General features: G+C 49.2%; 11 protein-coding genes. All 11 read left to right on the forward strand.

Going from position 1 to position 10925, the window contains the following annotated elements:
- A partial coding sequence (locus ACKOVI_RS02780) for a trigger factor (RefSeq protein ID WP_509602497.1) occupies positions 1–516 on the forward strand: 516 nt, incomplete at its 5' end.
- A 136-nt stretch (positions 517–652) separates the two neighbouring features.
- Positions 653–1264 carry an ATP-dependent Clp protease proteolytic subunit gene (locus ACKOVI_RS02785; protein ID WP_509602498.1) on the forward strand — a complete coding sequence of 204 codons (612 nt, stop codon included), beginning with the start codon at positions 653–655 and terminating at the stop codon, positions 1262–1264.
- The gene (locus ACKOVI_RS02790) at positions 1264–1890 is read left to right on the forward strand and encodes an ATP-dependent Clp protease proteolytic subunit (RefSeq protein WP_509602500.1); all 627 of its coding nucleotides are present in this window, start codon (positions 1264–1266) and stop codon (positions 1888–1890) included. The genes ACKOVI_RS02785 and ACKOVI_RS02790 overlap by 1 nt, the downstream gene beginning before the upstream one ends.
- A gap of 30 nt (positions 1891–1920) precedes the next feature.
- Entirely contained in the window at positions 1921–3177 is a 1257-nt protein-coding gene (locus ACKOVI_RS02795; protein WP_509602501.1) for an MFS transporter, read from the forward strand.
- Between the two features lie 42 nt (positions 3178–3219).
- The gene (gene clpX, locus ACKOVI_RS02800; protein ID WP_509602502.1) at positions 3220–4518 is read left to right on the forward strand and encodes an ATP-dependent Clp protease ATP-binding subunit ClpX; all 1299 of its coding nucleotides are present in this window, start codon (positions 3220–3222) and stop codon (positions 4516–4518) included.
- A 21-nt stretch (positions 4519–4539) separates the two neighbouring features.
- The gene (locus tag ACKOVI_RS02805) at positions 4540–7113 is read left to right on the forward strand and encodes a valine--tRNA ligase (RefSeq protein ID WP_509602503.1); all 2574 of its coding nucleotides are present in this window, start codon (positions 4540–4542) and stop codon (positions 7111–7113) included.
- Positions 7113–8471, forward strand: a complete 1359-nt coding sequence (locus ACKOVI_RS02810) for a bifunctional folylpolyglutamate synthase/dihydrofolate synthase (RefSeq protein WP_509602504.1) — start codon at positions 7113–7115, stop codon at positions 8469–8471. Before ACKOVI_RS02805 ends, ACKOVI_RS02810 begins: the two co-directional genes overlap by 1 nt.
- Positions 8471–8821, forward strand: coding sequence for a DUF4233 domain-containing protein (locus ACKOVI_RS02815; RefSeq protein WP_509602505.1), 351 nt, complete (start codon positions 8471–8473; stop codon positions 8819–8821). Before ACKOVI_RS02810 ends, ACKOVI_RS02815 begins: the two co-directional genes overlap by 1 nt.
- A 19-nt stretch (positions 8822–8840) precedes the next feature.
- Positions 8841–9266 carry a nucleoside-diphosphate kinase gene (ndk, locus tag ACKOVI_RS02820; RefSeq protein ID WP_509602506.1) on the forward strand — a complete coding sequence of 142 codons (426 nt, stop codon included), beginning with the start codon at positions 8841–8843 and terminating at the stop codon, positions 9264–9266.
- Positions 9266–10297, forward strand: a complete 1032-nt coding sequence (locus ACKOVI_RS02825; protein ID WP_509602507.1) for a rod shape-determining protein — start codon at positions 9266–9268, stop codon at positions 10295–10297. Before ndk ends, ACKOVI_RS02825 begins: the two co-directional genes overlap by 1 nt.
- Before the next feature lie 13 nt (positions 10298–10310).
- Positions 10311–10925, forward strand: a 615-nt coding sequence (mreC, locus tag ACKOVI_RS02830) for a rod shape-determining protein MreC (RefSeq protein WP_509602508.1), incomplete at its 3' end; no start/stop codon positions are given.

Raw genomic sequence — 10925 nt, forward strand, 5'->3', positions numbered from 1 at the left:
CTCAAGGCAGATTTCACAGAGCGCCTCACACGTTTGAAGAAGCTCGAGCAAGGTGCGCAGGCACGCGACCTCCTCGTTGAGAAGTTGCTCAATGAACTCACAATCGAAGTTCCAGACGATTTGGTGCTTGAAGAAGTTAACAGCCACCTCGAGGGTGAAGGCCGCTTGGAAGATGCTGTTCACCGCGCAGAAGTTGATAAGGAAGTTCGTGACGGCATTAAGTCAGAGTTCCTTCTTGATTCAATCGTGAAGGCTGAAGATGTTCAGATCACTGAAGTTGAATTAACTGATTACCTCGTTCGCATGTCACAGCGTTACGGGATGGGTCCAGAGCAATTCGCCCAGGAGCTCCAGAAAGCTGGACAGATCACACAGGTCATCGCAGAGGTCACTCGCGCTAAGGCGCTTGCATCAGTTCTCGCACGCATCTCAGTTGTCGATAAGAATGGCACAAAGATTGAACTCGAAGAACTTCGCACTCCGGCAGCTGCTGCAGCCGAAGCATCTGCTGAATAATCTTTAGCCGATAGCGAACATCTAGGGTTTTGACCCTAATTACCTCCAATTTGGGAAGCATTTTTGCCCTGCCATTGTTAAGGTCACTACATGCATTTTGCACCTATCGAGGTGCTCACAGTCGGAAGGAAGTACCGTGGATTTAATTAACCCACAGAACAGATCAGCAGCGGAGTCACCTCTCGGCTTAGGCGATCAGATTTATAGCCGCCTATTGCGCGAACGAATCATCTTCCTTGCAGGCGAAGTCCGCGATGAGATGGCAAACCAAATCTGCGCGCAGCTCCTCCTTCTTTCTGCAGAAGACCCAGAGAAAGACATTTACCTTTACATCAACTCTCCCGGTGGATCTGTCTACGCAGGTATGGCGATCTACGACACCATGAACTACATCAAGAACGATGTCGCAACTGTTGCAATGGGAATGGCTGCATCTATGGGTCAGTTCCTTCTTACAGCTGGAACAAAGGGAAAGCGTTACGCAACCCCACATGCGCGCATCTTGATGCACCAGCCACTTGGTGGAATCGGCGGAACAGCAACCGATATTCGCATTCAGGCAGAACAGATGGCGATTACAAAGCAGACACTTTCAGAGCTCAATGCAAAGCACACCGGTCAGCCGCTAGAGAAGATTCTTATCGATTCAGATCGTGACAACTGGTTCAATGCCAAGGATGCTCTCGAATACGGATTTATCGATCACATTGCAACAAGCGATGGACAGATTGCTGGAGGTAACAAGTAATGAAGCACATCTCAGATTTCGAAGCTCGTTACGTACTTCCAACCATTGAAGAGAAGACTGCTTACGGTTTCAAGCGCCTCGATCCATATACAAAGTTATTTGAAGAGCGCATCATCTTCTTGGGTCAGGCAATCGATGACACTGTTGCCAACGATGTTATGGCACAGCTTCTGACTCTTGAATCTATGGATCCAGATCGCGATATCTCGATCTACATTAACTCACCTGGTGGTTCATTTACAGCGCTGACAGCTATCTATGACACTATGCAGTTCGTTCGCCCTGACATTCAAACAATCTGCTTGGGTCAAGCAGCATCTGCTGCGGCGATCATCCTTGCCGGTGGAACAAAGGGAAAGCGCTATGGCCTCGAGCACTCACGCATTCTTATTCACCAGCCTTCATCTGAGGGTGGGGGGCAAGCATCTGATATCGAGATTCAAGCACGCGAGATCATGCGTATGCGTGGACTTCTCGAAACAATGCTGGCTAAGCACTCCAATAAGTCAGTGGAAGAAATCGAAGCCGATATCGAACGCGACAAGATTCTCACTGCAACAGAGGCGGTTGAGTACGGTCTTATTGATAAGGTCATGGCTTCGCGAAAGGCCAAGCCTTCCGCGTAGTAACTATTAGATAAGAGAGAGCCGGGTGCGATGCTAAAGAAATACTTCGCACCCGGCTCTCTCTTTTCCTATAAGGATTACCGCCGCTACTTTTTCTCAGCGCTCATCTTTGTACTTGGTTCGTCAGCTTTTCCGATCGCACTTGCGATCAGCATTCTCGACAATGGCGGAACAGCATCCGACCTTGGATTGATTCTTGCTGCGCGAGTATTGGCAGGAACTCTCTTCATGCTGGTCGGTGGCGTTTGGGCTGACCGATTGCCGCGCAAATGGGTGATGATCGGTGCTGATTCTTTTCGTGGAGCGCTTGCTCTCATTCTCGTCTTTATCTCAGCCAATCACATGCCGCTCTGGGCGATTGGCTTGTTAGTTTTTCTCATGGGTCTCGGCGATTCATTCGGTGCGCCAGCAGGCTCTGCGATCGTTCCAAGTCTTTTGCCGGATCACTTACTCCCGCAAGGTAATGTCGCTAAAGGCATTGTTGCCAAAGTTGGCACCATTGTTGGTCCAGGTGTTGGTGGAATTGCGGTGGCAACAATTGGCGCAGATTACACATTCGCCGTTACTGCAATCGCCTTCTTTATTGGAACCTCACTGCTCTTCCCAATCAAAGAGAAGCCTCGGCAAGAGATTCTTGAAGATAAACCTACATTTTTCTTCGAACTCAAAGAGGGCTTTAAGCTGGTCTGGGAGATTAAATGGATTGCAGCTTCAATCGCAATGGCTTCATTCCAGTTGATGGTGATTGTTGCAGCTGAGACCGTGTTGTTGCCGGTCATTACACGTCGCGAGTTCCACACAAATTCAACTTTTGCGATCTCAGCAGCGATGTTCAGTCTAGGCGGGATGATTTCTGCCATTGTTGCGATTAAATTGAAGACACAGCGCCCAGGACTTCTTGCAATTTCATGGTGGTCTCTTTTTGCTGTTGCGCCATTGGTTCTTGCTTTTCCCATCAGTCCTGCATTTGTCATCGTCGGTTATTTCATCGCTGGACTCTCCATCGGAGGCTGGGAGGCATATTGGGTAACGTCTGTTCAGCGTGAAGTTCCTCAAGATATGCAAGGCCGTGTCTTCAGCATTGACATGGTGGGTTCCGGTGGATTGATGCCACTTGGAATGGCACTTGTCGGACCAGTTGTTGCATTAATGGGGGAACGCTCATTCCTATTGTGGGCAATCGCATTCCATGTTCTCGTCTGTTACTTAGTTCTCCTTGTTCCGGGTGTTGCAGAGATGCGTGACCCACGACGCAGTTCTTCTCAAGGCGAACAAAGTCAGGCTTAATTCAAGCCACATAAACTGCGCGTAAAAACTATATTTACCCCCATGTCCACACGTATTGGCGAGGCGAACGACCTCTTGAAGTGCTCTTTCTGCGGCAAGACCCAGAAGCAAGTTAAGAAGCTCATTGCAGGTCCAGGTGTTTATATCTGTGACGAATGCATCGACCTCTGTAATGAAATCATCGTTGAAGAGCTATCGGAACAAAATTCACTTGGACTTGCAGAACTTCCAAAGCCACAGGCCATCTTTGAATTTCTCGATCAGTATGTCATCGGTCAAGACCGCGCAAAGAAGTCTCTCTCTGTCGCTGTCTACAACCACTACAAGCGTGTTCAATCTGGTGAAGGTCGCACAGAGGATGGAATCGAACTCGCGAAGTCGAACATCCTTCTGCTCGGTCCAACAGGATGCGGCAAGACGCTCATGGCGCAGACCCTTGCTCGCATGCTCAATGTTCCATTTGCAATCGCTGATGCAACAGCGCTCACTGAAGCGGGTTATGTTGGTGAAGATGTCGAAAACATTTTGCTCAAGCTTCTCCAGGCATCTGATTACGATGTGAAGAAAGCCGAGACTGGAATCATCTACATCGACGAAATCGATAAGGTTGCTCGCAAGGCAGAGAACCCATCAATCACCCGCGATGTTTCAGGTGAGGGTGTGCAACAAGCGCTGCTCAAGATTCTTGAAGGCACTGTTGCATCTGTTCCACCGCAGGGTGGACGTAAGCACCCACATCAAGAATTTATCCAGATTGATACAACAAATGTCCTCTTTATCGTCGGTGGAGCATTTGCTGGCCTCGATAAGATCATCGAATCTCGCAGCGGTTCTGCAGGAGTTGGCTTTAACGCAGAACTACAGAAGGCTGAAGATAAGAACCGGAAAGACATCTTTGCTGATGTAATGCCAGAAGATTTGTTGAAATTTGGAATGATTCCTGAATTCATCGGACGTCTTCCGGTTATTACCAGCGTTGAAAATCTTGATAAGCCTGCCTTGATGCAGATTCTGACCGAGCCAAAGAATGCTTTGGTAAAGCAGTATCAAAAGCTCTTCAACCTCGATGACGTCGATCTTGAATTCACACCAGAGGCACTTGATGCTGTTGCAGAGCTTGCGCTCTCACGCGGTACAGGTGCTCGTGGTCTTCGCGCCATCATGGAATCAGTCCTGCTTGGGGTTATGTACGAAGTCCCAAGCCGCACTGATATTGCAAAGGTCATTATCGAAAAGGATTGCATCGACTCCAATGCGCCAGCGACTTTGGTAGAGCGCACTGACCAAATGCCGAAGCGAGCATCCCGTCGCGAGAAGAACTCTGAGGAAAAAAGCGCTTAATCAGCCCGCTAGAATGCGTGTATGACGAAGCGCGAACTCGCTCCATCCTTTGTACCTGCTGACATCGAACCACGGATGTATCAGCACTGGGTTGATTCTGGTTATTTCACAGCAGATTCATCATCACCAAAAGAGCCGTTCACGATTGTTATCCCTCCTCCCAATGTGACTGGCAACCTCCACATCGGTCACGCCCTCGATCAAACTTTGCAGGATTGCCTCACACGCATGAAGCGCATGCAGGGCTATGAAGCTCTCTGGCTTCCAGGTATGGACCACGCAGGTATCGCGACTCAGAACGTTGTCGAAAAGCAATTAGCAGCGCAAGGTGTCACTCGTCATGATCTTGGTCGAGAAGAGTTTGTGAAGAAAGTGTGGGAGTGGAAGGCCGAATCCGGTGGACAGATTCTCGGACAGATGAAGCGTCTCGGAGATTCAGTTGATTGGACTCGCGAAGCATTCACAATGAACGAGACTTTGTCACAAGCTGTCCTCACAATTTTCAAAAAGCTCTACGACCAAGAGCTCATCTACCGCGCAGAGCGCATCATTAACTGGTGCCCACGCTGCCTTACAGCTCTTTCAGATATTGAAGTAGAACACAGTGACGATGAAGGAGAGCTTGTCTCTATACGTTATGGCTCTGGTGATTCAGAAATCATTGTTGCAACAACACGAGCAGAAACAATGCTCGGCGACACAGCAGTGGCAGTTCATCCAGATGACGAGCGCTATGCCCACATGATTGGTAAGACAGTTACCGTTCCATTGATCAATCGCGAGATTCCCGTTGTCGCTGATGCTCACGTTGATCCAGCATTCGGAACTGGTGCGGTCAAGGTAACACCTGCACACGATCCCAATGACTTTGAAATCGGACTTCGCCATCATCTCGAAAACCTCGTCATCCTTGACGCGGATGCAAAGGTTGTTAACTCCATCAGCACTTTCGACGGCATGGATCGATATGAGGCGCGTAAGGCCGTTGTTGAAGCACTTCGTACCGAAGGTCGTATCGTTGCCGAGAAGCGTCCTTACATTCACGCTGTTGGACATTGCTCACGTTGCGATACAACAGTCGAGCCACGTCTTTCAAAGCAATGGTTCGTCAAGGTTGCACCTCTTGCAAAGGCAGCAGGTGATGCTGTTCGCGACGGTCGGGTAAAGATTGAGCCAGAAGAGCTTGCACCGCGTTACTTTGAATGGGTTGATGGAATGCACGACTGGTGTATTTCGCGTCAGTTGTGGTGGGGACACCGCATCCCTGTTTGGTATGGACCAAATGGTGAAGTCATTGTTGTTGGCCCTGGCGAAAGCGCTCCGGCAGGTTACGAGCAAGATCCCGATGTCCTCGATACTTGGTTCTCATCTGCACTGTGGCCATTCTCCACTCTTGGCTGGCCAAATAACACAGAAGATTTGAAGAAGTTCTATCCGACGAGCGTCCTTGTTACGGGCTATGACATCTTGTTCTTCTGGGTTGCCCGCATGATGATGTTCGGACTCTTTGCAATGGATGGAGTTCCTCCATTTGGAACAATCGTCCTGCACGGACTCGTGCGCGATCAATTCGGTAAGAAGATGTCCAAGTCAAAGGGCAACGTCGTTGATCCATTGGAATTTATTGATAAGTACGGAGCAGATGCTCTGCGCTTTACCCTGGCTCGTGGTTCTAACCCAGGTAAGGATCAGGCTTTGGCAGAGGATTGGATTGCAGGTTCACGTAACTTTGCGACCAAACTCTGGAACGCAACTCGTTTTGCAATGATGAACGGAGCGACAGTCGAAGGTGACTTGCCTCCTGTTTCATCACTTAATGCAATCGATCAATGGATCCTTTCGAGACTTTCAGAGACAACAGCTGAATACAGCGAGCTTCTCTCAACTTACGAATTTGCTCGTGCAAGCGAAGTGATCTATCACTTTGCATGGGACGACCTCTGTGACTGGTACCTCGAGCTTTCCAAGGAAGCATTTGCATCTGGAAACGCTCAGGCAACTCAGCGCGTATTGGGCCACGTTCTCGACCAGCTCTTCCGCTTACTTCATCCAGTAATGCCATTTATTACAGAAGAGCTCTGGACGACATTTACCGGCGGCGAGACTCTTATGACTGCTGCATGGCCGGTTTCAGAAGTATCTCACCGTGATAAGGCCGCAGAAGAGTTAATTACACAGCTGCAACGTGTAATTACAGAGGTGCGTCGCTTCCGTAATGATCAAGGTGTAAAGCCAAGCCAGAAGATTCCTGGTCGGTTTATCGCTCCTGCAGATGTTGCACAGTATTCATCTGCAATGGCTTTCTTGCTTAAGCTCGAACTCGGTGACTTCATACCAAGTGCTTCTGTTGAAATCGGAAACATCAAGTGTGAACTCGACTTGTCTGGCGCAGTAGATGTCGAAGCAGAGCGCTCACGTCTTGAGAAAGATCTCGCTACAGCGAAGAAGGATCTTGCTACCGCTGAAGTGAAGCTGAACAACCAAGGCTTTATGGCGAAGGCACCAGAAAACGTAGTCGCAGAAATTCGCGAACGCCAAGCAGCAACGACTGCAGATATCGAACGCATCACTGCACAATTGGCAGCTCTGAAGTAATGACTGCAATTACACCTGACGATCACGAGCGCATCGACGCAATCGAAGAAGCGCTTCTTAAGCGCTGGCCAGAGACTCGTATCGCTCCAACGCTCGAACGCATTGCAGCACTTGTAGATGCTCTTGGCTCTCCTCAGCTGACGTATCCCACGATTCATGTGGGTGGCACAAACGGAAAGACCACTACAGCGCGCATGATTGATTCGCTTCTCTTTGAGATGGGTCTTCGTACGGGGCGTTTTACCTCACCGCACCTCGAGTCATATCTCGAGCGGATCTCCATCAATGGTCAGCCAATTGATCCCAAGGCGATGATCTTTTCCTATAACGACATCGCTGCTTATTTAGATTTCATAGATTCAAAATTCGATACACCAATCTCATTCTTCGAAGCGATGACAGCGTTGGCTTTTGCCGCCTTCGCAGAACACCCCATCGATGTTGGCGTGATTGAAGTGGGCATGGGAGGCGAGTGGGATGCCACAAACGTTGTTGATGCAGATGTTTCAGTAATTATGCCTATCGACCTCGACCATACCGAGTACCTAGGTAACACAATCTCTGAGATCGCAAAGACAAAGGCTGGCATTATTAAAGAGGGCGGTTATGTTGTACTTGCTCAGCAGCAGCCAGAGGCAGCAGTTGAGCTTTTAAAGAAGGCCGCTGAAGTTGGAGCAGATATTGCACGTGAAGGCGTTGAATACCTCATTGAATCTCGCGCAGTTGCAGTTGGTGGTCAAGTTCTCACGATTAAGACTCCAAAAGATACTTACGAAGAAATCTTCCTTCCGTTGCATGGCAAGCACCAGGCATCTAATGCCGCTGCAGCCTTGGTCGCTGTTGAAGCATTCTTCGGTGACCAAGAACTAGATTATGAAGCGGTCCTTGCAGGCTTTGCTAATGTTCAATCACCAGGCCGATGCGAAGTTCTTCATCGCGACCCAACGATCATTATTGATGCTGCTCACAATCCCCATGGTGCAAAAGCAATCACTGAGACGATTAACAATGAATTCACATTTGATGAAGTTATCGGAATAGTTGCTGCGATGGGGGACAAAGACGTTCAAGGCGCTCTCGTCGAATTTGAGAAAGTCATGGACTCGGTCATCGTGACCAAGAATTCATCTTCACGTTCAATGCCAGTCGAGGAGATTGAAAAGATTGCAACGTCTATCTTTGGCGCCGATCGAGTCTTTGCTGCAGATAATCTTGAAGCGGCAATTGAGAAGGCCATTAAGGATTCAGTGCGCCCTCTCAGTGAAGAGACACTGGGAATCCTGATTACCGGTTCTGTTGTTACGGTCGGCGAAGCTCGCACCATTGTTCGCAAACGTTTTGCTAAGGAAGGCGCATAATGCGGATACTCGGTTCAGCAGTTCTCGCGATGGAAGCGCTCGTCATGGGATTTGCAGTTCTGATTGCAAAAGATCACCACAGCTCTTCAGCGATAATTGCCGGGCTAGCTCTTGCTCTTCTCTTGCTATTGACTCCAGGAATCCTCAAGAAGAAGAGTGGCTGGATTCTCGGCTCGGCCTTGCAGATTCTGATAATTGCCTATGCCTTGATTGTGCCTTCGATGATATTTATCGGCATTCTCTTCGCTGGCCTTTGGATTGCCGCCATGGTTGTAGGTCGAAAAGGTGAGGCCGCCCGTGCCACCCTTCTGGCTCAGGCTGAAAATCCTGGTGGTGTGGGGCACCCCTAACCCCCAATAGAATGGGCGAGTGAGTACTTTAGAAAAGACACTTGTCCTCGTTAAGCCAGATGGCGTAGCTCGTGGTTTGGTCGGCGAAATTATCGGCCGCATCGAACGTAAAGGCTACTCAGTCACTCAGTTGCGCATGCTTCAGGCAGATCGCGCACTTCTAGAACAGCACTACGCAGAACATCAAGGTAAGCCATTCTTCGAACCACTCGTGGAGTTCATGTTGTCTGGCCCAATTGTTGCTCTGGTGGTCGAGGGCAATCGCGTCATCGAAGGTTTCCGCAACATTGCCGGTACAACAGACCCAACAGTTGCAGCACCAGGCACAATCCGCGGCGATCTCGCACGCGATGCCGGCACAAAGGTCACACAGAATCTCGTTCATGGTTCAGATTCAACAGAATCTGCTGCTCGTGAAATAGCAATCTTCTTTGGAGGTAAGTAATGTCAAGCAAGATGTCTTTTATCGGTCGCGATATGGCGGTCGATCTCGGTACTGCTAACACGCTTGTCTATGTTCGCGGTCGCGGCATCGTTCTTAACGAGCCTTCAGTAGTTGCAGTTAACCAAGACACTGGCGGAATTCTCGCGGTTGGTATCGAAGCAAAGAAGATGATTGGCCGTACACCGGGCAACATCGTTGCAATCCGTCCACTCAAGGATGGCGTTATTGCAGACTTCGACACAACAGAGCGCATGCTTCGTTACTTTATTCAGAAGGTACACAAGCGCAGCTACTTGGCTAAGCCACGTATCGTTGTGTGCGTTCCATCAGGTATTACTGGTGTCGAACAGCGCGCGGTAAAAGATGCAGGTTACGCAGCAGGTGCACGCAAGGTTTACATCATTGAAGAGCCAATGGCAGCAGCAATTGGTGCAGGTCTTCCAATTCACGAGCCAACAGGAAACATGGTCGTTGATATCGGAGGCGGAACAACTGAAGTTGCAGTGATTTCACTCGGTGGAATCGTGACAGCTCTCTCAATCCGCGTAGGTGGAGATGAGCTCGATCAGTCGATTATTAACTGGGTAAAACGCGAATATTCACTTCTTTTGGGTGAGCGCACCGCTGAAGAGATCAAGATGGCTATCGGTTCTGCATTCCCACTTCAGGGTGAGAACGATGCTGAGATTCGTGGGCGCGATCTCGCAACAGGTCTTCCAAAGACAATCGTTGTGACAGCTGCAGAGATCCGCAAGGCGCTTGAAGAGCCTGTAAATGCGATCGTTAACGCAGTGAAGGGAACACTTGATAAGTGTCCACCAGAGCTATCTTCAGATCTCATGGATCGCGGAATCGTTCTTACAGGTGGAGGAGCACTTCTTAAGGGACTCGACGAACGTCTTCGTCGCGAAACTGGAATGCCAATTCACATTGCAGACCGTCCACTTGATGCAGTCGTTGAAGGATCCGGTAAGTGCATTGAAGAATTCGAAGCCCTTGAAAAGGTTTTGATTTCCGAGCCACGTCGCTAAAGGTCCGTCACTCGTGCGTTATGGTGGCGACAATCGCGGTCGTTTACTACTCATAGTATTAATTGTTACATCGCTATTTTTGATCACACTCGATCTTCGCGGCGTGCAGTTAATCGACAGTATTCGCACAGGCACTCAGACTGCACTGACGCCAGTTCAGCGCGCAGGTTCTTGGATTGTCTCTCCATTCCGCAACTTCATCTCTGATGTCACCCACCTTGGTCGCACTCGCAATCAAATTGAGAAGTTGAAGGCAGATAACGATGCGCTACGACTGGCTCTTCTTAATCGCAAAGTTGCCGATGCTGAGTTAAGTCAATTGAAGAACGTACTTGATCGTGCAGGCAATGGTGGCTTTAAAGTTGTTGGCGCAAAGGTTATTTCTCAGGGTGCCAGCACATCATTTACACAGACAATCACTATTGATGCAGGAAGCAAATCTGGAATTCATACAAACATGACCGTAATTTCGGGCCTCGGATTAGTGGGTGTCGTCAAGATTGCCTATGCCAATAGCGCTGTTGTGCAGCTGGCATCAGACCCAGCGTTTCGTGTAGGTGCACGTATTGCTGGCACGCAACAAATTGGAATTCTCAGCGGCCAAGGCACTCGCAAGGGTGTTTTGCAA

The organism is Candidatus Planktophila sp. (assembly GCF_046070465.1).
Lineage (GTDB): Bacteria > Actinomycetota > Actinomycetes > Nanopelagicales > Nanopelagicaceae > Planktophila.

Coding starts and splice junctions, on each gene's coding strand:
- clpX (WP_509602502.1), top strand. CDS start 3,220: ATGTCCACACGTATTGGCGAGGCGAACGACCTCTTGAAGTGCTCTTTC.
- ACKOVI_RS02795 (WP_509602501.1), top strand. CDS start 1,921: ATGCTAAAGAAATACTTCGCACCCGGCTCTCTCTTTTCCTATAAGGAT.
- ACKOVI_RS02825 (WP_509602507.1), top strand. CDS start 9,266: ATGTCAAGCAAGATGTCTTTTATCGGTCGCGATATGGCGGTCGATCTC.
- ACKOVI_RS02790 (WP_509602500.1), top strand. CDS start 1,264: ATGAAGCACATCTCAGATTTCGAAGCTCGTTACGTACTTCCAACCATT.
- ACKOVI_RS02810 (WP_509602504.1), top strand. CDS start 7,113: ATGACTGCAATTACACCTGACGATCACGAGCGCATCGACGCAATCGAA.
- ACKOVI_RS02815 (WP_509602505.1), top strand. CDS start 8,471: ATGCGGATACTCGGTTCAGCAGTTCTCGCGATGGAAGCGCTCGTCATG.
- ACKOVI_RS02805 (WP_509602503.1), top strand. CDS start 4,540: ATGACGAAGCGCGAACTCGCTCCATCCTTTGTACCTGCTGACATCGAA.